The sequence below is a fragment of the Methylobacterium nodulans ORS 2060 genome (assembly GCF_000022085.1).
GTDB lineage: Bacteria > Pseudomonadota > Alphaproteobacteria > Rhizobiales > Beijerinckiaceae > Methylobacterium > Methylobacterium nodulans.
The window spans coordinates 3,916,270-3,933,562 of sequence record NC_011894.1; the positions used below are offsets into that span (position 1 = coordinate 3,916,270).

34 protein-coding genes are annotated in these 17,293 nt (G+C 66.2%); 13 read left to right on the plus strand and 21 right to left on the minus strand.

Annotated elements, in window-relative coordinates; genetic code table 11:
* Positions 1-402 precede the first annotated feature (402 nt).
* Together MNOD_RS18005 and MNOD_RS48105 are read right to left on the minus strand one after the other, a co-directional pair.
* Positions 403-1,509 carry a tyrosine-type recombinase/integrase gene (locus MNOD_RS18005; protein WP_015930362.1) on the minus strand — a complete coding sequence of 369 codons (1,107 nt, stop codon included), beginning with the start codon at positions 1,507-1,509 and terminating at the stop codon, positions 403-405.
* A gap of 212 nt (positions 1,510-1,721) precedes the next feature.
* A complete protein-coding gene (locus MNOD_RS48105; RefSeq protein ID WP_198157518.1) occupies positions 1,722-1,883 on the minus strand; it encodes a hypothetical protein in 162 nt (53 codons plus the stop codon).
* A 298-nt stretch (positions 1,884-2,181) separates the two neighbouring features.
* Between MNOD_RS48105 and MNOD_RS18015 the strand changes: the two genes are divergently transcribed.
* Positions 2,182-2,331 carry a hypothetical protein gene (locus MNOD_RS18015; RefSeq protein ID WP_157091498.1) on the plus strand — a complete coding sequence of 50 codons (150 nt, stop codon included), beginning with the start codon at positions 2,182-2,184 and terminating at the stop codon, positions 2,329-2,331.
* Positions 2,332-2,407: 76 nt separating this feature from the next.
* On the opposite strand, the gene MNOD_RS18020 is transcribed toward MNOD_RS18015, so the two are convergent.
* Genes MNOD_RS18020 through MNOD_RS18035 form a run of 5 tightly spaced genes read right to left on the minus strand, consistent with a single transcriptional unit; the run spans position 2,408 to position 4,786 of the window.
* A complete protein-coding gene (locus tag MNOD_RS18020; protein WP_015930364.1) occupies positions 2,408-3,319 on the minus strand; it encodes a phage Gp37/Gp68 family protein in 912 nt (303 codons plus the stop codon).
* A 14-nt stretch (positions 3,320-3,333) separates the two neighbouring features.
* On the minus strand, positions 3,334-3,774 hold the full coding sequence (locus MNOD_RS18025; protein WP_015930365.1) for a hypothetical protein: 441 nt from the start codon (positions 3,772-3,774) through the stop codon (positions 3,334-3,336).
* Positions 3,775-3,778: 4 nt separating this feature from the next.
* Complete coding sequence (locus MNOD_RS18030) at positions 3,779-4,243, minus strand: hypothetical protein (RefSeq protein ID WP_085984944.1); 465 nt, start codon at positions 4,241-4,243, stop codon at positions 3,779-3,781.
* A 2-nt stretch (positions 4,244-4,245) separates the two neighbouring features.
* Positions 4,246-4,401 carry a hypothetical protein gene (locus tag MNOD_RS48110; RefSeq protein WP_015930367.1) on the minus strand — a complete coding sequence of 52 codons (156 nt, stop codon included), beginning with the start codon at positions 4,399-4,401 and terminating at the stop codon, positions 4,246-4,248.
* The gene (locus tag MNOD_RS18035; RefSeq protein ID WP_015930368.1) at positions 4,394-4,786 is read right to left on the minus strand and encodes a hypothetical protein; all 393 of its coding nucleotides are present in this window, start codon (positions 4,784-4,786) and stop codon (positions 4,394-4,396) included. The genes MNOD_RS48110 and MNOD_RS18035 overlap by 8 nt, the downstream gene beginning before the upstream one ends.
* Positions 4,787-5,013: 227 nt before the next feature.
* On the opposite strand from MNOD_RS18035, the gene MNOD_RS46780 reads away from it, so the two are divergent.
* The 4 genes from MNOD_RS46780 (at position 5,014) to MNOD_RS18050 (ending at position 8,058) form a co-directional block, all read left to right on the plus strand.
* Positions 5,014-5,550: an STM3941 family protein gene (locus MNOD_RS46780; protein ID WP_157091499.1), complete on the plus strand. Its 537-nt coding sequence runs from the start codon at positions 5,014-5,016 to the stop codon at positions 5,548-5,550.
* Between the two features lie 516 nt (positions 5,551-6,066).
* Positions 6,067-6,564 (plus strand): DUF2441 domain-containing protein, encoded by a 498-nt coding sequence (locus tag MNOD_RS18040; protein ID WP_244424526.1) that lies wholly within the window; start codon positions 6,067-6,069, stop codon positions 6,562-6,564.
* A 535-nt stretch (positions 6,565-7,099) separates the two neighbouring features.
* Positions 7,100-7,642 carry a hypothetical protein gene (locus MNOD_RS18045; protein ID WP_043748961.1) on the plus strand — a complete coding sequence of 181 codons (543 nt, stop codon included), beginning with the start codon at positions 7,100-7,102 and terminating at the stop codon, positions 7,640-7,642.
* A gap of 164 nt (positions 7,643-7,806) precedes the next feature.
* Positions 7,807-8,058 carry a hypothetical protein gene (locus MNOD_RS18050; RefSeq protein WP_157091500.1) on the plus strand — a complete coding sequence of 84 codons (252 nt, stop codon included), beginning with the start codon at positions 7,807-7,809 and terminating at the stop codon, positions 8,056-8,058.
* A gap of 205 nt (positions 8,059-8,263) precedes the next feature.
* Here MNOD_RS18050 and MNOD_RS18055 read toward each other — a convergent pair whose 3' ends face one another.
* Genes MNOD_RS18055 through MNOD_RS18095 form a run of 12 tightly spaced genes read right to left on the minus strand, consistent with a single transcriptional unit; the run spans position 8,264 to position 12,295 of the window.
* Positions 8,264-8,470, minus strand: a complete 207-nt coding sequence (locus tag MNOD_RS18055) for a hypothetical protein (RefSeq protein ID WP_015930374.1) — start codon at positions 8,468-8,470, stop codon at positions 8,264-8,266.
* Positions 8,470-8,667 (minus strand): hypothetical protein, encoded by a 198-nt coding sequence (locus tag MNOD_RS18060; protein ID WP_015930375.1) that lies wholly within the window; start codon positions 8,665-8,667, stop codon positions 8,470-8,472. The genes MNOD_RS18055 and MNOD_RS18060 overlap by 1 nt, the downstream gene beginning before the upstream one ends.
* On the minus strand, positions 8,667-9,089 hold the full coding sequence (locus tag MNOD_RS18065; RefSeq protein ID WP_015930376.1) for a hypothetical protein: 423 nt from the start codon (positions 9,087-9,089) through the stop codon (positions 8,667-8,669). Before MNOD_RS18065 ends, MNOD_RS18060 begins: the two co-directional genes overlap by 1 nt.
* Positions 9,086-9,439, minus strand: a complete 354-nt coding sequence (locus MNOD_RS18070) for a helix-turn-helix domain-containing protein (protein ID WP_015930377.1) — start codon at positions 9,437-9,439, stop codon at positions 9,086-9,088. Before MNOD_RS18070 ends, MNOD_RS18065 begins: the two co-directional genes overlap by 4 nt.
* Positions 9,439-9,588, minus strand: a complete 150-nt coding sequence (locus MNOD_RS46785; protein ID WP_015930378.1) for a hypothetical protein — start codon at positions 9,586-9,588, stop codon at positions 9,439-9,441. Before MNOD_RS46785 ends, MNOD_RS18070 begins: the two co-directional genes overlap by 1 nt.
* Positions 9,588-10,223, minus strand: a complete 636-nt coding sequence (locus MNOD_RS18075) for a lambda exonuclease family protein (RefSeq protein WP_015930379.1) — start codon at positions 10,221-10,223, stop codon at positions 9,588-9,590. The genes MNOD_RS46785 and MNOD_RS18075 overlap by 1 nt, the downstream gene beginning before the upstream one ends.
* The gene (locus tag MNOD_RS18080) at positions 10,223-10,957 is read right to left on the minus strand and encodes an ERF family protein (protein ID WP_015930380.1); all 735 of its coding nucleotides are present in this window, start codon (positions 10,955-10,957) and stop codon (positions 10,223-10,225) included. The genes MNOD_RS18075 and MNOD_RS18080 overlap by 1 nt, the downstream gene beginning before the upstream one ends.
* Before the next feature lie 21 nt (positions 10,958-10,978).
* Positions 10,979-11,368 (minus strand): hypothetical protein, encoded by a 390-nt coding sequence (locus MNOD_RS18085; RefSeq protein ID WP_015930381.1) that lies wholly within the window; start codon positions 11,366-11,368, stop codon positions 10,979-10,981.
* Between the two features lies 1 nt (position 11,369).
* Positions 11,370-11,564 (minus strand): hypothetical protein, encoded by a 195-nt coding sequence (locus tag MNOD_RS18090; protein ID WP_015930382.1) that lies wholly within the window; start codon positions 11,562-11,564, stop codon positions 11,370-11,372.
* A complete protein-coding gene (locus MNOD_RS48115; RefSeq protein WP_015930383.1) occupies positions 11,561-11,734 on the minus strand; it encodes a hypothetical protein in 174 nt (57 codons plus the stop codon). The genes MNOD_RS18090 and MNOD_RS48115 overlap by 4 nt, the downstream gene beginning before the upstream one ends.
* Positions 11,731-11,856: a hypothetical protein gene (locus MNOD_RS49995; RefSeq protein ID WP_015930384.1), complete on the minus strand. Its 126-nt coding sequence runs from the start codon at positions 11,854-11,856 to the stop codon at positions 11,731-11,733. Before MNOD_RS49995 ends, MNOD_RS48115 begins: the two co-directional genes overlap by 4 nt.
* A gap of 10 nt (positions 11,857-11,866) precedes the next feature.
* Complete coding sequence (locus MNOD_RS18095) at positions 11,867-12,295, minus strand: hypothetical protein (RefSeq protein WP_015930385.1); 429 nt, start codon at positions 12,293-12,295, stop codon at positions 11,867-11,869.
* A 198-nt stretch (positions 12,296-12,493) separates the two neighbouring features.
* Between MNOD_RS18095 and MNOD_RS18100 the strand changes: the two genes are divergently transcribed.
* Positions 12,494-12,754, plus strand: a complete 261-nt coding sequence (locus MNOD_RS18100) for a hypothetical protein (protein WP_015930386.1) — start codon at positions 12,494-12,496, stop codon at positions 12,752-12,754.
* A 243-nt stretch (positions 12,755-12,997) separates the two neighbouring features.
* On the opposite strand, the gene MNOD_RS43525 is transcribed toward MNOD_RS18100, so the two are convergent.
* Positions 12,998-13,672, minus strand: a complete 675-nt coding sequence (locus MNOD_RS43525) for a S24 family peptidase (RefSeq protein ID WP_198157519.1) — start codon at positions 13,670-13,672, stop codon at positions 12,998-13,000.
* An 87-nt stretch (positions 13,673-13,759) separates the two neighbouring features.
* On the opposite strand from MNOD_RS43525, the gene MNOD_RS18110 reads away from it, so the two are divergent.
* On the plus strand, positions 13,760-14,002 hold the full coding sequence (locus tag MNOD_RS18110) for a hypothetical protein (RefSeq protein WP_015930388.1): 243 nt from the start codon (positions 13,760-13,762) through the stop codon (positions 14,000-14,002).
* A gap of 89 nt (positions 14,003-14,091) precedes the next feature.
* Here MNOD_RS18110 and MNOD_RS18115 read toward each other — a convergent pair whose 3' ends face one another.
* The gene (locus MNOD_RS18115; protein ID WP_043748970.1) at positions 14,092-14,361 is read right to left on the minus strand and encodes a hypothetical protein; all 270 of its coding nucleotides are present in this window, start codon (positions 14,359-14,361) and stop codon (positions 14,092-14,094) included.
* A 93-nt stretch (positions 14,362-14,454) separates the two neighbouring features.
* Here MNOD_RS18115 and MNOD_RS18120 point away from each other — a divergent pair, with 93 nt between their 5' ends.
* The 6 genes from MNOD_RS18120 to MNOD_RS18145 all read left to right on the plus strand — a co-directional run bounded on the left by MNOD_RS18120 (position 14,455) and on the right by MNOD_RS18145 (position 17,289).
* Positions 14,455-14,778 carry a hypothetical protein gene (locus tag MNOD_RS18120; RefSeq protein WP_015930390.1) on the plus strand — a complete coding sequence of 108 codons (324 nt, stop codon included), beginning with the start codon at positions 14,455-14,457 and terminating at the stop codon, positions 14,776-14,778.
* Positions 14,779-15,343: 565 nt separating this feature from the next.
* The gene (locus MNOD_RS18125; RefSeq protein WP_198157520.1) at positions 15,344-15,703 is read left to right on the plus strand and encodes a hypothetical protein; all 360 of its coding nucleotides are present in this window, start codon (positions 15,344-15,346) and stop codon (positions 15,701-15,703) included.
* Positions 15,703-15,900, plus strand: coding sequence for a hypothetical protein (locus MNOD_RS18130; protein WP_015930392.1), 198 nt, complete (start codon positions 15,703-15,705; stop codon positions 15,898-15,900). Before MNOD_RS18125 ends, MNOD_RS18130 begins: the two co-directional genes overlap by 1 nt.
* Positions 15,897-16,286, plus strand: a complete 390-nt coding sequence (locus MNOD_RS18135; RefSeq protein ID WP_015930393.1) for a VRR-NUC domain-containing protein — start codon at positions 15,897-15,899, stop codon at positions 16,284-16,286. Before MNOD_RS18130 ends, MNOD_RS18135 begins: the two co-directional genes overlap by 4 nt.
* A 2-nt stretch (positions 16,287-16,288) precedes the next feature.
* Positions 16,289-16,729, plus strand: coding sequence for a hypothetical protein (locus tag MNOD_RS18140; RefSeq protein WP_015930394.1), 441 nt, complete (start codon positions 16,289-16,291; stop codon positions 16,727-16,729).
* Complete coding sequence (locus MNOD_RS18145) at positions 16,726-17,289, plus strand: MT-A70 family methyltransferase (protein ID WP_015930395.1); 564 nt, start codon at positions 16,726-16,728, stop codon at positions 17,287-17,289. Before MNOD_RS18140 ends, MNOD_RS18145 begins: the two co-directional genes overlap by 4 nt.
* Positions 17,290-17,293: the final 4 nt, after the last annotated feature.

A 17,293-nucleotide genomic window follows, 5' to 3' on the forward strand; every position in this document is an offset into this window, starting at 1 on the left:
GAGGGTCCAGGGCGTCTCTGTAAGGGGTTCACCGGCGGGGGATCGCCGCCGGATCCTCAACGGCATGCTTTGGATCCTGCGCACGGGCGCGCCGCGGCGGCCTTCGCGGCATAGGTCGAACTCCGAGGCTCCCGGGCTCACCGATCGGTGGCCGGGGACCTCGGGGGATTTCTGGGGGAAGGCCCTCAGTCCTTCAGCGGAAAATCCACCAAGTCGAAAATCCGCCAAGTCCTTGAAGCCGTTGGTGGGCGGTGACGGGCTCGAACCGCCGACCCTCTCGGTGTAAACGTTTCGCTCGGCCGGTTCTTCCCTACGGCGCTCTCTGGCCAAGCCCTCGTTCTTCACCGTTCGTTCTCACCCATTCTTGTCGTTTCTGTCGGGTTCCTGTCGTCTTCCGACGCGTCAGATCCGGCGGAGCTTCGCCTGCCGGCCGACGGCGTTGACGACGTCGCGCAGGTGCTCCGGAGCGTGGTGGCCATAGACTTGCTGCACCATCCGCTCGGACGTGCCGAGCGCAGCTGCTACCTTGCCGAACGGCAAGCCGTCCATAACGGCCCATGTAGCGAACGTGTGCCGCAGGATGTGGGGCACGACCTCGGGGCCGAGGCCGGCATCGTTGCGGGCGCTATTCCAGCTGCGTTTGATGCTACCGACCGGGCCGCCGGCGTATTCGACCGCATGAGTGGTGCTCGATCGGCGCCAGCGCCGCAGGTGGGGCAGGAGGCGATTCGAGATCGGGACGGGCGTCCGGCGCTTCGAGGTCTGCTTCTCGCCCGAGCCCTTCCGGTAGATGACTCCGCGGTCGAGATCGATCCAGCCCGAGTCCGTTGATGGGGTCCACCGAAGCCGCAGCACAGCGTCGTGGCGCGTCCCGGTGTAAAGGGCGATGAGGATGAAGCGCACAAGATGCCGGCTCTTGCCCTGGTCCTGCCGCCACGCGGCCCATAGCAATCGGGCGACCTCGGACCGGGAGAGCCACCGCTCGCGGGACTCTTTCTTCGCCGGCAAGGCGACCGGCACCAAGAAGCGCAGCTTCCTCTCCCGGTAGGCGTGCCCGATCGCGGCGCTCAGAACCTCCAACTCGCGGCGTGCGGTCTGGTCCCCCACCTTTGGCGGGGCTTCCGACTTCGTGAACCGGGCCTGTGCCTGCCCGGTTCGCCACTTCACATATTCGGTGCATAGCCCCGGGGTGATCTGGCCTACGACCTTGCCGTTCCAGAACCGCCCGAGGTGCCGGACGGCGCTCGCGATGACGTCCGGCCGGCGCGTGTGCGGCCCTCGCTCGGTCGCATAGAGGATGAGGACGTCGATGATGCTGACCTCATCAGGATGGCCTCGGCCGAAGCTAGGCTCGTGTTTCGTCGCGAGGTATTCAGCGAGTGCTCGCTCAGCGCCTGCGCGGTCCTCTCTAGGGCAGCCAGTGCTGCGCCGCCGTGACCCGTCCCGGATGTACCAGAAGCCGTCAGACTCGATGAATTGCAGGCGGGCGCCGAGGCTTGGACGCGGCATTGCTCACGAAGCTCCCTGATCGCGGCGAGAGTTGTCCAGTGCTTGCCGCCAACCAGCTCTGCGGCAAGCCGTCCCCGTGCAATTTCGCGGCGCAGCGTCGAGACACTCATCCCGCCGCCCGGCCATCCGAGGGCTGCAGCGGCCTCCAGGCGAAGCGGCGTCTCGTCGGTGATCTCCTCTCGGCTGGGGATGCGCTCAGCCCTGCGCATGGCTCACCTCCTCTCTTCGTTGTTGCGTCCGAGGCTCGCCAGTGCGAGCCCGATCAGGCCGATGCTGCAGCCCAGCCAGTGCAAGGCGCGCCAGCCGTAGCGGGTGGCGCCGAAGAGCGCGTAGAGCGTGACGGCGCCGAGCACGATGGTGTCGAAGGTGCTCACCGGCTGCCCTCCCCTTTGCGCCACACCACAAGCGGCGCGCCGTCGGGCACGCGTGGCGGCCGTGGGCCATCGGATGGATCGGCGCCGCGTCGTTGGTCGTGCCGAACGCGTAGAGCGGGCGCCGCCCGTCGAGCGACAGCGCGGCCGCGACACGATCCGCGTGGAGCCCAGGCGGCACGAGGTTGCCCCGCGCCACAATCCACACGGCCGCTGCCCCGGCAGTCGATCTTGTAGGTTTCCCCGCTTCACAATAGCCATGTCTTGCACGCACATCCTTGAAAGGTCGCGCAAGATGAAAATGATCGGGGTGCTCATGGCTGCAGTCGGCGCCGTGATCTTTATCATCAGCTTCGCGGGTCGGGAGTGGCGCGACGATCGGAGCAACAGCCTTCTGCTGCTGGCAGCTTTCTCCCTCGGTATTGCCGGGATCCTGCTCTACACGTTCTAGGGATTTTGCCTGAATTCCACTAAACAAGCGCCGGGATGCCTCTGGCGCTGCTTCATTGAGGGCGAGACGGGAAAAGTCACCCGACATGGCGCTTCTCCGGCATCTGGTCCCACGTGCGTCCGTCGAGGAGGCGGCCGGCGGCCTTCTTGCCCATCGGGCGCATGTAGACGCGCGTCCCGATGCACATGCTGTCGCCAGGCAGGACGGTGCCATCGCGGTCAACAACACGATCGAAGGGCCAGGGGCCCTTGCCGTTGGCCGCGCGGATGTAATCCCGGTGATGATCCTCGGGGCTTACCTCGGCGTAGTGGCCGTGCTGCTTGAAGTGGAATGCCACTCCGGCCGTCTGGCACTGATCTCTCAGCGACCGGGCCCAATCCGGATGCATCGGCCGGGCACCGGGGCCGCTCTCGCCGCCGACGATGACAAGGTGGATGCCGGTGAGGTCGACCTGACCGAGGTCCTCGAGCAGCGGTTCACACGACAGGAACCGCACCCGCGCCGGCACGGCCCTCAACGCCTCGAGGTTCCGCAGCCGGGCCCGGTCTTCGATCGTCGTGCCGAGCCAGACGTTCGGCCAGCCCTCGCCCCAGGCCGGCGCGCCGATCGCCGGGCCCGGCAGCATCTTGGCGATGTTCTGCGGGCGCTTCGTCAGCAGCATCCAATCGAGGTGCGGGGTCTGGTTGATCAAGTGCCAGGCATCGTCCCGCCAGCGGCTCGGCACCTGATTGTCGAAGAAGTCGGCGAGCGAGGCACAGAAGACCCGATGCCGCTCGCCGGCCGCGGCCGCGGCGCGGTCCCACTTGAGCGGCTGCTGCCAGTTCGAGGCGCTGGTCCGGCGGCGCTCGCCGGTCCAGAGGTGCGGCTGCCCGGTGCGCTTGGCCCAGGCCTCGGCGTAGCAATGGTCGCACGCCGGGCTGATCCGCGTGCAGCCCACCCAGGGATTGAAGGTGTGGTGGCACCATTCGATCTTGCTGTTCTCGGCCATGCACTGCCTCCGGGTCAAAGCTCGATCCGGCCCGGGGTGGGGGCGTTCTCGGCCGCGCAGGCGGTGCACTGGTCCTCGCCGGCCCAGCCGCAACCGCCCGGGCAGGCGTCCTCCTGGGTGCAGCCGCAGTCGCGGCAGATCCCGCCGAGGAGCGACGGGACGCGCGGTGTGATGCCGTCCTCGGCCTCCAGCGCGCCGTCCGGCAGCACGTCGGATACGGCTTGGTCGAGGAGATGCGGCAGCAGCTGGAGCGCGACGCCCGCAGCGCGCTGGATGATGTCGCTCAGCCCATCCTCATGGACGCGCTGCCACAGCCGCCGGGTGACGACGAGCTCGATCGCGATAGCGCCGATCTCGGCCTTCTCCTCGTTGGTGAGGGTGACCCACACATCGGCGCCGTCGAAGCGGGGGAAGGCCGGGCCGGCCGCAGCCGCGGCTTGGGTCTCGGTCGTCATGGCCTTACTCCGCAGCCATGGCGAGCGGGCCTGGACCGCCCGCGAGCCGCTGCAGGACCTCCTCGAGCGAGATGCAGATGTCGGTGGCAAGGAGCGCCATCAGCTCGGGCTCCTCACCATCCTGGGTCAGGATCAGGCACCGCTTGCCGGCGCCGCAGAACCAGCCGGCCTCCAGGTGTGCGCTGCGCCCGCAGGGCAGAACGAGGACGCAGGTGTCGGCCCACTGCATGCCGCGCAGATCGCTGACGAAGCCGGGGGCGGCAATCGGGTGCGTGGTCAGCAGGCGCCGGTACTCCGCAGCCGACCACGCCTCCCAATTCGGGTCGATCTCCGACCATGCGAAGCCCGGCACGCCATTGAAGGGGTTGCGGAAGTCGTAGACCTCGTGGCCCGCCTCGCGCAGCGCGGCGACGACCGCCGGCTGCCTCGGGTTGCGCCAGGACGAGGCGACGTAGATGCGACGGGACAAGGTCATGCTCCCAGGAAAGAGAAAGCCGGGCTCTGGCCGAAGACGCTCGCGATGTCGGCCACCACCGCCGCCGGCATCCGCCAGACGGCAGCGACGAGCAGCTCGACGGCCGCGGCAGCGATGCTGATGAGGTCGAGGAGGGAGAGGTGGTCAGGCATGCTCCGCCTCCACGGCGGGAGCCCGCACGACCTGATCGGGGTGGTAGGCCAGGAAGACGTTGCGGAGGGTCGCAACCTTTCGGCCATCCGCATCCGTGACGTAGTGCATGCCGCGAGCCGGCCAGCCGCAGCCGGAACAGGCGGCCTCGCCGTGCGTGAGCGCCCACCGACAGGCGACGCCGATGCCGAGCGCTGCGCGAAGACCGTTGATCGGCTCATCGCAGCAGAGGCAGCGCATCTCGCCGTCGCGTCGCACCGGGGCGGCGAAGGCCGACAGGTAGGCGGTCAGAGCCTCCGTCAGTTCGGGCGGCGGGCTTCCGTCGACCGCGAACAGGTCTTCAATCCGGCAGACCCGCGCGGGGTTCTTTGTGCTGACGTCAGCCACGGTCATCTCCTGCGGATGAGGGATCGGGGCGCTCTGGGCGTGTAGCGAGCGGGATGACGCTCCAACACCAAGTGGAAAGGTGCTGAAATCAGCTGTCTGCCTCCGAGACCTTTACCGCAGTAGCCGATGGTGGCCCCTCCTCGAAGTAAGCGTTGCAAGCAATCGCGAATTTTGTGCCATTGCATCTGCGGCGTGATATTGTCGCCGAATGAAAAATGGAGGCGCTTATGGCTGAAGAAGACCAAATCACATTCAAAAAATCTAAAAAAATGGATGCTGCAGTTCTTGTCGTCGTAGCATTTTTCTTTGCAGGTTGTGTTTTTCTCATTCTCACAAGACCTGGGGTCGATGGCTGGAATAGCATGTCTCAAGGCGGGGTCGTTGAGTTTGCATCCATATTTGGCGCAACATTCTTTGGAATTTATGCTGTTTATATGCTGCTTCAACTGCTTAGAACAGGCGCCGTCGTGTCCATCAGTTCCAAAGGTATATTTGATCGACGTGTTTCCACAGACTGGGTTCCGTGGAGTGCGATTAGGAATGTAAGTGTTCTTAACCAAAATTGGCAGAATGGACTTATTTTCCGTATTGATAAAAATAAAATCACTTCTCTGCCTTTGCGAGATTACCAGAAGAGTATAGCGCGAAACAATGCGTCTGGTGCGCCGGACGAATTCTGGATTGAGGCGGACAGCTTGAAGGGAGGCTTCGGTGCGCTCCACGCCGCCGTGAACCGCTTCCATCGAGTCGTCGGGAGCTGGTGAGATCTGCGAACCCATGAGCGCCGAAGCGGCTATTTGGTCATACACGAGGCGGGCCGGGCTGCTAGCGAACAGCTCTGTGAGGCGGGCGGAGGTCATCGGATCGCCATCCCGTCAATGTGATTGACAGTCGCTCTGCCGAAGCGCACGCCCGGGTTTTGGCGGAGAACGCCTCCATGAAGCGTGAGCGGAGAACGCGGTCGGAAATTGCCGACATGATACTGGAGCATCTTCGCAGCGACCCCGGCGGAGAACGCGTGATAAGTTTTAGGTTTACGCCTAGCCATGACTACCGAGAGTTTCCTGGATTTGTTGTCAACTTTCAGAGCGGCAACGACGATGAAAAACTCGCCGTAGCTCATAAAATTATTAAGCTAATTTATCGGTTCTACGGTCGTTACGACGTCAGAGATTTCATAACCCATTAGATGCTGCGAACCACGCACGAAGCTGCCGGTCACGAGGTGGCGGATCAGCATGGAGCTCACCCCGCTGCCTGGAGGGTAGACGGCGCTCGTCATGGCTGCCACACTCTCAATCATGGCTCGTCTCTTCTATGCATCCCGACACTATCGGAAGAACGGAGATATCATTCATCCCGGCCATTACGGCCGAATGATCGGCATATCTCGGCATTCACATTATCACTTCTCCCGCGAGCAAGTGCTCGAAAGGATCAGAACCCGTCGCCACCCCCAGAAGCCATCGCGATTGCGATGTGTGTTTACATGCCCGACTGAGGCGGACATCCGGCAGTACGTCGAAGAGCAGATGGCACGGCATCCAAGCCGAGTCAGAGAACCGCTGTACGAGGTCGAGACCACCGAGCGAAATCCGCTCATGCACCACGGCGACTGGAACCTGGCCGAGATGGTGATGCGCGGCGGACCGGGGGCCGAGATCACAGCCGATCTTTACTGGCAGGGGATTCCTGGCCCAGATCAGCCCCGCGGACCAGGCACTTACATGGAAGTGATCACCCCGTCTCCGCTCATTGTCGTCCGGCAACTGGGTTGAGGCCGGCGGACGCAAAAGCTCGCCTCGTGGGCGGCGCGGGCGCGGGTCAGTCGCCACGGTGCGCCTCCTTGTCCAAGGAGGCGTGCGCTCCACCTGAGGGCGGAGTTACATCACCTCTGCGATCGCAAGCCCGAGCACGAGCAACGTCAGTCCTGCGACTTCCGACCAGTGCCAGAGGGAGTCTGGGTTCATCCGTCTCATGGGCGATGATCGTACGCCTATTCGCAGCGCCCATACAGAGGCGCACGTCTTGACGGTCGTTCATTCGCTTGCGGGCGGCAGAGAGGGTCTCAGCCACGATCATCTCCTGCGGCGGATGAGGGATGGGATCGCCGTGAGGGCGGAGTGGGGAGGAAAAGGGCGACGCGTAGCGCTGCCAAGTCGTGTGGCAGAAGCCGGCTGAAATGGGCGTGATGTTCCTCGGTTGAGCCCGGTGCAGGTCAGCGCCCCAGCTTAATGTCGCCTTAGCCCCGCAGTTTTTATGCCGCGAGATCTGCGGCGTGGTAACGTCATCGTCCGACAGAGGAGGGCGGTGATGCCCAACCCAGATCAGATTGATTTTCGAATCTCTAAGAAAAAGGAGGCTTTGATATTTGCTATTACGGCAATATTCTTCGTTGTGTCTGCTGGCATTGTTTACGTCCGCACCATGCTGTTCGAACAGAAAAGTTTGATTGTGGGTGGCGTAGGCGAATTTATAACAGTGTCTGGAATGGCGTTCTTTGGTATATACATGATTATTATGGGGGTCGAGCTGTTTAGAATGGGTGTAGTCGTCTCCGTTGGGCGTCGCGGTATTTTCGATAGACGTGTCTCGACCGATTGGATCTCCTGGGATAAAATTCATAACGTCAGAGTCATGGGTATTAAGCAGAGAGGGCTCATCTTTCGACTTAACCAGAATGCTGGCTCTGCTCTGCCTGTGCGGAAGATTGCGGTTAATGTCGTGCGGGTGAGCGGCTCGGGAGCTCCACGCGAGCTCTGGATCGAAGCTGACCGCCTGGAAGGCGGCTCTAAGGCTCTGCGCGATGCAGTCCTTCACTTCCATGGCATCATCAATGATCCCTGGGAGAGGTGATGTGGGAATTGTGCGGGTGCTGGCCGGCGGTCCAGAAGTTCGTCTGTTTTTGACAACGGGCAGGCCCGTGAGGCGGGCGGAGGTCATCGCGTGGCTCCGCCACGAATGTGAGTGACAGCAGCCCGCTCGAGGCGCACACTCAGTCTTTGGTGGGAGTCGCCCAGATGCAGCGTGAGCGAAAGACGTGGGCGCAAATCGCAACCCTCGTCTGGGAGGAAATTCAATGCCTTCCTGACGGCGAAAAACTTCTTTCGATTGAGTTCGAGACTGCTCTTGAGAGCGAAGACTGCCCGGGTTTTACCATTGAAACCAAAGGGATGTCCAAGCGAGATAATCAGGCGCTGGCTCGCGCTATTGCAGGGCTCGTGAGCGAACTCCGCCGCCAGTACGACGTCCGAGATTACACGCTGCACTAGAGAACGCGCGCCGCCCGCGAAGGAGTCGATCACAAGGGGGCAGTTCATGCGGCGACTCCGAGCGCGGCCCGGCCGGCGTCCGTGAGCGTCAGCAGCCCGAGCCAGCGGGGGTGATGAGGGCTGGGAGCGCCGTTCGGACAGCACGACGAGCACCATTCGCCATTGCCGGTCAGAAACGGGTCGTGAAGGGTCTCGGCGCGGAGGTTCACAGCGCACCCCCGAGCAGCCAGCGGGTGACAGCAGCGAAGGCGAGAGCGATCCCGAAGTTCAGGGTGCAGGCAATCGCCGCGGCTAGACGATGTCGGGCTTCCGCTGGAGCTTTGGCTAACTCAACCAAGTTGATTGCCGCGCTCAGCACGAAGAAGATCGCTGCGCCGTAGCCGATTGCGGCGATGAGGAAGGTGCCAACCATCAGACCAGCCCCTTCTCGACGGCGACCCGCTCGGGCAGCGTGAGGGTGTGGGTGGCCTTCCCCGCGTCCAGCTCGATCTCGCAGGCGGATTTCGGGATCCAGACCGCCTTCTCGCGGTTGCCGTCCGTCGAGACGAGGACGGCGCGCGCGGTCTCGTGGTGCAGGCGCACCGTCAGGTCGACGAGGTCGGAGCGCATCACCGCACCTCCGCCGCCATCGCGACCACGACCGGCCCCATCACCGTCCCGGGCCGCCGCATCATCGGCCAGGGGACTCGCATCGGTGCGCTGCAGCGGACCATCTCCGCCGCCCGGCTCTGCCGGACCACGACCTCCCGGCCCGCCTCCAGCGCCTCGACGATCGGGACGAGCTGCTCGCCGTGCCGCTCGAAGATCTCGGCCAGCACCTGGAGGCGGCGCAGGTCGTCCCGCTGCGCCCGCACATGCGCGATCACCTGTCGGGACTTGCGGTGGGTGCCCGGGAAGGCGCCGACGAGGTTCGCCTGCCAGTCCACGGCTTGAGCGAGCACGCCGCTTTTGCCGTCGGCCTCCATGCGGGCGGCGGCGGCGAGGCTGGGCCAGTCGAATTCGCGCAGGTCGGCGATGGCAGGATCGATCATCGCGCGACCCTCCCGGCGGCAAGCGCGGCCATCAGGCTGCGGATTTCGGCCTGCCCGCTGTCGGGCAGCGCACGGTAGGCCTGCAGCAGCTCGCATTCCTCGCGCGACGGCTCGATGGCCGCGGCATCCGCGAGCAGCTCGCCGACATCGACCTGCAGCGCGGCCGCGAGCCGCGGCAGCACCTCGCGCGGCACCCGGTGGCCCCGCTCGAACCGGGAGATCGCCCCCGGGCCGTAGCCGATGGCCCGTGCGAGCTCGGACTGCAGGATGCCCAGCCTGCGGCGGCGGCGCTGGATGCGCTCGCCGAGCGAGCGCGGAGCCGCGGCCGTGGTCATGACGATGGGCTGCATCAGGCGTCCTCGGGCTGAAGGTGGCGGTCGTCGGCGCGCGCATCGGCGTCGTCGAGGAGGCGGCGCGCGGCGGCGCTCTGTCGGATGCCGATCGTTCTGAGGCGCTCCGCGATCTCCGCGCGGGTGTGGGGTTCGGCGGCGGGCAGCATCAGGCGGCCCTCCGCTGCCCGAGCGCCAGCAACTGCGCCACCTGAGCGTCGACCTCGGCGAGAAAGCCCGCGACGTCCTGCTCCAGCCCCGCGATCATCGCCTCATCGCGTGCCACCCGGGTGCAGAAGAGCTGCAGGTCAGTCGGCACGCGCGGATCAAAGGAGACGAAGTCGCACCAGGCGCGGCGGGTGCAGGCCATCTGCCACTGCACCTGCGGCAGGTACTCCTCGGGCACCGCCCCCGAAAGCCAGGTCGCCAGATGCGTCTCGGTCTTCGGGCACTTGAACTCGACCAGACCGTCCGCGCCGATCAGACCGTCCGGGCTCGCGCCGGCCATGGCGATCGTCGGATGGTCGACGAAGCCCACCTGCACGACGGGCCTGTCGAACAGGAACTCGTAGGCGGCACGCGCGTGGGGCTCGTGGTCGGTGCCCCACATCATCTCGACGCTGACATAGTGATGGGCGACCTGCCCGGTGAGGCGCTCGGCGACGAGCTGGGCGCGGTAGCGGGCGCGCTCGGCCGTCCACGTGCCCTTGGCCGTGCGGCCAATCACCTCGGCCACGCGCGAGGCGGTGACCCGGCCGAGCCGGGCCTCGAACCAGGCCGGGCTGCCCTGGACCATCGCGGCCATCAGCGCCCCCTCTTGCGCTCGAGCAGGCGCTTGGCCTCCTCGAACTTGTCGGCGCGGATCTCCGCGAGGCTGTCGACGCGGATGGTGGCGAGGAAGCGCGGCAGGTCGGCCCCGACCTCCCGGGCAAGGTCGCGCAGCTCGATGGTCTGATCCTCGGTGATGCGCGGGCCCAGGCCGGCCGCACGCCCGTCGTCATCCTCACCGCGGCTGGTGAGGTTGAGCAGAGCCGCCGCGGTGTAGCGCTTGCCGTAAGAGGTCGAGGAGCCCACCGCCTGCACGGCGTTCTTCGAGCCCGAGCTGTCGACCGGCAGTTCGAGGGTGGTCTCCTCGCTGTGGCCGTCCCGGTGCATCAGGATGGCCGTGACGCTGACGCGCTCAGGCGTGCGGCCGGTCTTGAAGCTGATGCCGAAGCCGTGCCGGGCCAGCACCGGCTTGATGGCCTCGTTCACGTCCTCCCAGAGGGCGTACTTCATGCCCCTGTCGCCCCGGCCGCGCTCGGGGATGGTGGGGAGCTCCTGCTGCATGCCGGCGAAAGCGGCCGCGAAGGCCGCGCGGGCGTTGCGGGCCAGCACGCGCTCCTGCATCTCTAGGAGGCGCTCCAGCTTGTCGATGTCGACGGCCGGGTTTGAGGCGGCGCGCTCGATCATCTGGACGATCGCGGCGGTCTCCGAGACGGCGGGCGCGAGGGGCTGGGTGTCGTCGCGCAGGGTGACGGCGTGCGAAGCGGTGCTCACGGGGCGGCTCCAGGCTGGGGGCTACTCGGCGGCGGCAAGGCAGGCGGCGGTGTTGCGCGCGGCCTCAGCGATCTCGTCGGCGGTGCGGGTGCGGATCAGCAGGCAGCGGTCCACGACCGGCGCCGCGGCGAGGGCGGAGCTCCAGCGCACCCAGACGTCCTCGCCGTCGACAGCTCGAACGATGCCGCGGAGGTCTTCCTCGCCCTCGGCGTCCGCCAGGGTGACCTCATCGCCGACCGCGATCAGCGTCTCGGCGAGGTCAGCTTCTTGGCGGCGCGTCGTGATCCCAGTGCCGCCATCCTCGGCAGTCGCGTAGATCGTGTCGGGATCGGTCGGGGAGACGAACTCCACCACGGCCCGCACGAGGATCACGTCCCCGCGCACGAGCGTCTGGTCGGCAGGAATCGGCATGTCAGTCCTCCTGGGCGGGGGTGGCGTCGGACCCGGCCCGCGCCTGCAGGCGGGCGATGCGGGCCGCGGTGATGACGGCGAGATGGCGGGCGCTGGCGCCCTCCGCACGGGCCACCGCGGTGATGCGCTCCAGGCGGTCGGCGGCGCGGCGGGTGCGCCGCTCGGTCGGGGTCTCAGGCTCGGGTCGGCGGGTCACGGCCGGCCTCTCCGCCAGAGCACCTGCAGGTGCCCGAGCACGCACCACCCGAGCGTGGCGTCGGCGCCCTCGCCCGTGAGGCGGCGGGACCCGGCGAGGCCGAGCAGGATCCCGAGGGCGATCGGCGCGACGGCTGCGATGAGGAGGACGAGGTCGCCGGTGCTGATCACAGCCACTTCCCGATGGCCGCGAAGCTCGCGGCGATCACGACGAGAAGCCCGGCCCGGGCGGTGATCTGGGCGGCGGTGCGGCAGCCGCGGTCGAGCGCGGCGAGGCGGAGAGCAAGGCGCATCCGCCCCTCCTCACCAGCGGGTCGCGACGCCGACACACGCGGGCGTCAAGCGGGTGAAGGGCAGCACGTCGGCGGGCACCTTCTCGGCCGGACCCTTGACCCCATGACGCCGGGCCGCATCCTCCAGGCTCACGGGCAGCGCGTCGCGTTCGTCGTCCCAGTCGATCAGATCGACGACCTTCCCGAGCGCCATCGCTGTGACGTTGCGTGCGACCGGCACAAGCGGGTCGGTGATGTCGAGCTCGTAGACCTCCTTCAGCGTCGAGCCCTGACGCTCATCGCGCGCCAGCCACGCCGCGATCGCAGTGAGGCCGTTGTCGATGGTGGTCTCCTCGATCCACTTCCGGCCCGAGGCATCGACAAAGTGAGCAAGGTAGGTGCGGGGCGGCTCGCGGCGGCCGAGCAGGGCAACGGGGTCAGGTTGGGGGCGGGTGAGCATGTACGCCATCCATAAGTGGATGGGCAAACCTTAATGGGCATTTGCCCCCTGTCAATGGGAAAGTGGGCAAGAGCCCGCGCCATTAGCCCATCATGCGCCCATCGACTTCATCCACAGCATTCCACAGGTTGGAATTTTGTGCTTGTTTCGTTCCTATCCTTGCGGCAACTATTGAGTGCCGCAAGGGAGGGGCTGCGAATGACCCAGATAACATACTACGTCGTCCAGCAATTTAAGAAGGATTCCAATACCGGCGCTGTGTATCCGATAGAGACGGTCGAGAAGTCGAATAAAGTCTCGGCCGAGCTGGCCCTGCGAAATCTCGCCGAGCCTGTTGTCGGGGCAATAGCGTTCTCACGGACCGGTGATCCGGCCACTGGAGAGTGGGCGGATGCTGTTGTACTAGCCACCGGAGGCGAAATGCCTCCGGAGTTCTTTGAGGGGCGCCTTCCGTGGTGAAAGCGGCTCGTCGTGCCGCCAGCTCATCAGAGAAGCATGGAACACCTCTAAGTGCCGCTAGCGCTTTGCGGGTCACGTGTGAGGATTGCGGCCACTCGACGATTATTCGTGACGAGCGGTTGCGGCGCCTGGAGAAGGGATGCAAAACGGTAGACGACCTTGGAAAGCGCCTGTACTGCAGTTTTTGCTTTCGCGCGGGCGGTCTGGGTCGTTCAATAAGCCTGACAAGGCTTCTAGGTTAAGCTAAATTCGCAAAGATCCAATTACCGTATGTACAGACTTGACCAGGGCCCGGTCAATTTCAAACTCCCCTGCTGGATTGTGCTGATACAGAATTAGCATTGAAGGCGTCCATGCGACGAATTCTTTGATATATCCTTCTGGCGGATCGCCTTCATCCTCGGCATAAAGCTGTACAACAACGTCGTCGCCTCGCTTCGGCGGTCGATGTGGATGCACCCAAACTTGCTCTCCGGCCTTGAAGCGCGGGTGCATGCTGTCGCCGCTCACATAAACCGCGTAAGCTCCTTCGACATTTTCTAGCGCTGCTGGTCGTGGCACGCTTTCAATTACCTGTCCATTGAAGATAAGGCGACCATCTGATCCGCCTTTGGCCACGCCCAGCACTGGCATTAGCCCACCGTAACGTGGAGCAGCAACTGGCGCTGAAGCATTCGCCTCCGGAATGACGGCCCCTCTCGTGCCGGGCTTGGTCTTGCTTGATGTTGTAATCCATTCCGGCGGCTTGCCTAGAACGCTCGCGACGCGGATCAGGTTCTCTAATTTGCCGCGACCGCGCTTGAGCGCGTCGCGAACATACGTCTCGCCCAGGCCGGCAGAAAGCGACACCTCTTTGAGGTCGCGCCCCTGTCGCTTGATCTCATCGGCGATCAGCTGCCGCCACTCGTCACCCAACATGGTGGGAGACTGCCCACCATTCCGCCCATCGCCAATATGGCAGATGCCCATTGACATGGCGGGCATTTGCCCATTAGCTCTCTGGGCATGAGCGAGACCACGATCCTGCTTCACGAGATTGAAGCCTTCCTCACTGCGACGCGGCTTGCTGAGAGCACCTTCGGCCGCAAATGCGTGAATGACGGGAAGCTGGTGTCTCGCCTGCGCGAGGGCCGCACCGTCACGCTGGAAAAGGCGTCGGCCATTCGCCGCTTTATGAGGGAGTACAGGCCGCCTTCGCCTGCCGTCCCCGCGCCGTCCTCCCCCACGATGGCGGAGGCGGCGCCGTGACTAAGCACCGCTTCACCGTCGAGCGGACAGCGATCCATCACATCGTCCGCATGTCAGGCGATGCAGGCTCGGCTTGGTCGTGGGGCCAATCACGCCTCGCGGACCGGGAAGACCGCTTGATCGAAGATCAACCGAAGCGTGGTCTCGGTCGCTTGCGTCACCTTCTCAAGCTCTTCTTCCGTCAGGTGCGGGTTCGTCATGGCGTTGACTAGACCGTCAGCGGCGAGGGCGACGCTCGCCAGCCAGTCGGCCGGATGCGCCGGATTGGCCGCACGCGCAGCGTGCATGGCCAGGGCGCGCACCGCAGCGCACAGCGCGAGCCACCGAGCCTCATCGGTTTCCGTCATCAGCAGCTCCATCGGGTTGGTTGGCACTTCCGATGGTAGCAGCGCCGGGCGGCGTTCCGTCCTGTTCCGCCGCCCGGCATCTGCAGTTGCTGTGGGAGGCGCCTGATGCGCGCCGCTCCTCAGAACATCGGCCCACTTCGCGTCGCTCCGATCGGCAACCGTATGCGCGGCCAGATTCCCGAGGCTGGCCCGTTCGCCGACTTCCAGCTGAACCGCGCCGAGGCGGCGCAGCTTCGCGACTGGCTCAACCAGTTCCTTGATGGTGACGCCGTGCCGTGGAGCAGCGGCCCGACCGGCCTGCGCCTCGTCCGTGGCCTCAGCGCCGACGGCGATCCGCCCGTGTACGAGAAGGCCGGCGATGCGCTCAGCGGCGGCACCAGCCCCGCACCAGTCCAGCGTCTTCACTCGTCCAGTCGCGGCGAGGCGTGAGGCGTCATGCGCTCCGCGTCCGCCCCCGAGACCCGCCGGTCCAGCAAGCCTGGCCCAGCCGGCGGCGCGCCCGGTCCGGCAACGACCGGCCCCTGTCCGTTCCGGACCGGGCGCAACCCTCTTCGCGTCGCTCAGCCCAGCAATTCTGTTCGCGCTGGCCGCCCGGCCGGCGCTCCGAGGCCCCGGCCGGCATTGGCGTTCCCGGCTGGAGCACTGCCCTCCATGGGCGTTTCCTCCCTGACTGGCCCCCTCTCCCGGTGCGGAGAGGGGGGCTTTTTGGGGCCGCAATTCCGACGTGCCGCGCTCGGCGGCGCGTGCGCCCGCGCCTTGTACTCCCTTCCAGATCACGACCCTGGCGCGGGCGCTCCTCATCCCCGTCGCCGCTCCGTCCGGCGGGGTTTGCCCTTTCTGCGCGACCGTCAGCCTGCCAGCGCCGGTCGCGCCTGTGTGCCTGCGTCTCCATCCACTTACGCGGCGAGGCGCTGAGATGTCGTTCGCCTCTACCATCACTGCAGGCTCCTTCCCTCAAGACCAAACCCCGATGCACACAGCATCGGGGAGAGGGATGAGAAAGTCTGGTCATGATGTGCGAAAGTTTTCGCAGATCGACGCCCGAACATTAGCAGAACGCGCCTGCCGGTTCCTGCGCCAGCGCTATCCGAACAAGACCGCGCTCTACGTGGAGGCGGACACCGGCGTGCCGTCGAGCACGGTCCGGAAATGGCTCGACCAGGGGCACTGCCCGTCGGGTCCGGCCTATGACGCCATGATCGCGACCTACGGCGCGGCATTCCTGTGCGCGATGCGGCCGGATGAGCATGGGGCGTGGTTCCACCGCGTCGCGCGCGCCGAGCGCCAGGCCGCGCTCGAGGCTCGGGCCGCCGCGATCCAGTCTCAGCTCGACGCGCTGACGGGAGGCCGGTGATGCGCCGCGCTTACCTCGTCGCTGCGGACGTCCTGCGGGGAGCTGCGATTCCGCTGCTCTGGATCGGCTCGTGGGCGACGCCCGTGCTGCGCGCGGCCGGATGGTGCGAGCGGCGGGCCTGGGGGCCCGCCGAGTTCACGCCGCCGGAGACGGGCCGGCCAGCGCCGACCGATGGCCGCGCGGGAGATCGGCGATGACCCGCGCCCGCCCCGAGCAGGTGATCCAGACCAAGATCGTCGTGGCCATGCACCGGCGATTCGACTGCCTGTGTGTGCACGTGCCGAACGGCGGCCGCCGCGGCAAGCTCGAGGGCGTGGCGTTCAAGGAGATGGGCGTCGAGGCGGGGCACCCTGACTTGATCGTGTACGGCCGGGGCGGTCGGTGCTTTCTCATCGAGGTCAAGGCGCCCGGCGGGAGCCTCAGCGCGAGTCAGCGCGCCTTCCTTCCCGTCCTGCGGGAGCGCGGCTTTCCGGTGCACGTGGTGGACTGCGTCGAGGACGCGCTCGCGGCCGGCGCGGCATTTGGGCTGCCGCCAGCCTCGGCGCGGCCGCGTCCGGCGCCCGAGCCAGGGACGGAGTTCTGACCGTGGTGGCGCTCCAGCCCCATTCCGAGGCCCGTCATGCCCGCAGCCCTGCCCGCGTCGGGGGATCGGCGCAAATGCGGCTCGGGCTGAAGGGCGAGAAGAAGCTGCGCGAGGACGAGCAGCTCTCCAAGCAGTACCGGGCCTGGAAGCGGCAGAAGCTCGAGGCGCTGCTCGCCGGTCCTCACGGCGAGGAGATCCGCGACCTCGACCGCTTCATGCGCCGGATGGGTCTCGCCGACGGGCCGGCCCTGATCGCGCGCGTCGAGGCCGCGGCGTGGATCCTGGAGATGGACGCCGACGCCCGCCACGATCTCCTCAGCCTGATCGGACGCCGCATTGCCCTGATGCGGGAGCGGAACGGCCTGGAGCCCTTCAACGACGGCGTGCCCGGCGATCCGCCGCGCGCCTTCGAGCGGATCAAGACCCTGATGGGGTGCCGATGACCTGGCCCTTTGATCCGCTGCCGCCGCTCTCCTTCGGGCTGATCATGGCCGACCCGCCGTGGTCCTACGAGCTCTGGTCCGAGAAGGGCATGAGGAAGTCGGCCATGGCGCAGTACGCATGCATGTCCGATGAGGCGATCTGCGCTTTGCCCGTCGGCCAGCTCGCCCGCGGGGATGCCGTGCTGTGGCTCTGGGCCACCGGCCCGAAGCTCGACCTTGCCTTCCGCGTCATGACGGCCTGGGGCTTCCGGTACCGGACTTTCGGGACCTGGGACAAGCAGCGCTGGGGCACGGGCTACATCATGCGCTCCGTCGCCGAGCCGTTCCTGATCGGCACGCTGGGCCGGCCCGTGTTCGACGGGCGCAGCATCCCGAACATCATCCGCGGCGGCGCCCGCCAGCACAGCCGCAAGCCGGAGGAGGCCTACGGAATCGCGGAGCGGCTCGTGCCGGCGGCGTACCGCTGCGAGCTCTTCAGCCGCCAGTCGCGCGCCGGCTGGGCGACCTGGGGCGACGAGGCCGGGCGCTTCGACGCGCCCGTCCTGCAGGCCGCGGAGTGACGCC

Bases quoted from the DNA above. Each gene is read 5' to 3' on its own strand.
- MNOD_RS18005 (WP_015930362.1), bottom strand. From the start codon at position 1,509: ATGCCGCGTCCAAGCCTCGGCGCCCGCCTGCAATTCATCGAGTCTGAC.
- MNOD_RS18015 (WP_157091498.1), top strand. From the start codon at position 2,182: ATGATCGGGGTGCTCATGGCTGCAGTCGGCGCCGTGATCTTTATCATC.
- MNOD_RS18020 (WP_015930364.1), bottom strand. From the start codon at position 3,319: ATGGCCGAGAACAGCAAGATCGAATGGTGCCACCACACCTTCAATCCC.
- MNOD_RS18025 (WP_015930365.1), bottom strand. From the start codon at position 3,774: ATGACGACCGAGACCCAAGCCGCGGCTGCGGCCGGCCCGGCCTTCCCC.
- MNOD_RS48110 (WP_015930367.1), bottom strand. From the start codon at position 4,401: ATGCCTGACCACCTCTCCCTCCTCGACCTCATCAGCATCGCTGCCGCG.
- MNOD_RS46780 (WP_157091499.1), top strand. From the start codon at position 5,014: ATGGCTGAAGAAGACCAAATCACATTCAAAAAATCTAAAAAAATGGAT.
- MNOD_RS18040 (WP_244424526.1), top strand. From the start codon at position 6,067: ATGGCTGCCACACTCTCAATCATGGCTCGTCTCTTCTATGCATCCCGA.
- MNOD_RS18045 (WP_043748961.1), top strand. From the start codon at position 7,100: ATGCCCAACCCAGATCAGATTGATTTTCGAATCTCTAAGAAAAAGGAG.
- MNOD_RS18050 (WP_157091500.1), top strand. From the start codon at position 7,807: ATGCAGCGTGAGCGAAAGACGTGGGCGCAAATCGCAACCCTCGTCTGG.
- MNOD_RS18055 (WP_015930374.1), bottom strand. From the start codon at position 8,470: ATGGTTGGCACCTTCCTCATCGCCGCAATCGGCTACGGCGCAGCGATC.
- MNOD_RS18060 (WP_015930375.1), bottom strand. From the start codon at position 8,667: ATGCGCTCCGACCTCGTCGACCTGACGGTGCGCCTGCACCACGAGACC.
- MNOD_RS18065 (WP_015930376.1), bottom strand. From the start codon at position 9,089: ATGATCGATCCTGCCATCGCCGACCTGCGCGAATTCGACTGGCCCAGC.
- MNOD_RS18070 (WP_015930377.1), bottom strand. From the start codon at position 9,439: ATGCAGCCCATCGTCATGACCACGGCCGCGGCTCCGCGCTCGCTCGGC.
- MNOD_RS46785 (WP_015930378.1), bottom strand. From the start codon at position 9,588: ATGCTGCCCGCCGCCGAACCCCACACCCGCGCGGAGATCGCGGAGCGC.
- MNOD_RS18075 (WP_015930379.1), bottom strand. From the start codon at position 10,223: ATGGCCGCGATGGTCCAGGGCAGCCCGGCCTGGTTCGAGGCCCGGCTC.
- MNOD_RS18085 (WP_015930381.1), bottom strand. From the start codon at position 11,368: ATGCCGATTCCTGCCGACCAGACGCTCGTGCGCGGGGACGTGATCCTC.
- MNOD_RS49995 (WP_015930384.1), bottom strand. From the start codon at position 11,856: ATGCGCCTTGCTCTCCGCCTCGCCGCGCTCGACCGCGGCTGCCGCACC.
- MNOD_RS18095 (WP_015930385.1), bottom strand. From the start codon at position 12,295: ATGCTCACCCGCCCCCAACCTGACCCCGTTGCCCTGCTCGGCCGCCGC.
- MNOD_RS18100 (WP_015930386.1), top strand. From the start codon at position 12,494: ATGACCCAGATAACATACTACGTCGTCCAGCAATTTAAGAAGGATTCC.
- MNOD_RS43525 (WP_198157519.1), bottom strand. From the start codon at position 13,672: ATGTTGGGTGACGAGTGGCGGCAGCTGATCGCCGATGAGATCAAGCGA.
- MNOD_RS18110 (WP_015930388.1), top strand. From the start codon at position 13,760: ATGAGCGAGACCACGATCCTGCTTCACGAGATTGAAGCCTTCCTCACT.
- MNOD_RS18115 (WP_043748970.1), bottom strand. From the start codon at position 14,361: ATGGAGCTGCTGATGACGGAAACCGATGAGGCTCGGTGGCTCGCGCTG.
- MNOD_RS18120 (WP_015930390.1), top strand. From the start codon at position 14,455: ATGCGCGCCGCTCCTCAGAACATCGGCCCACTTCGCGTCGCTCCGATC.
- MNOD_RS18125 (WP_198157520.1), top strand. From the start codon at position 15,344: ATGAGAAAGTCTGGTCATGATGTGCGAAAGTTTTCGCAGATCGACGCC.
- MNOD_RS18130 (WP_015930392.1), top strand. From the start codon at position 15,703: ATGCGCCGCGCTTACCTCGTCGCTGCGGACGTCCTGCGGGGAGCTGCG.
- MNOD_RS18135 (WP_015930393.1), top strand. From the start codon at position 15,897: ATGACCCGCGCCCGCCCCGAGCAGGTGATCCAGACCAAGATCGTCGTG.
- MNOD_RS18145 (WP_015930395.1), top strand. From the start codon at position 16,726: ATGACCTGGCCCTTTGATCCGCTGCCGCCGCTCTCCTTCGGGCTGATC.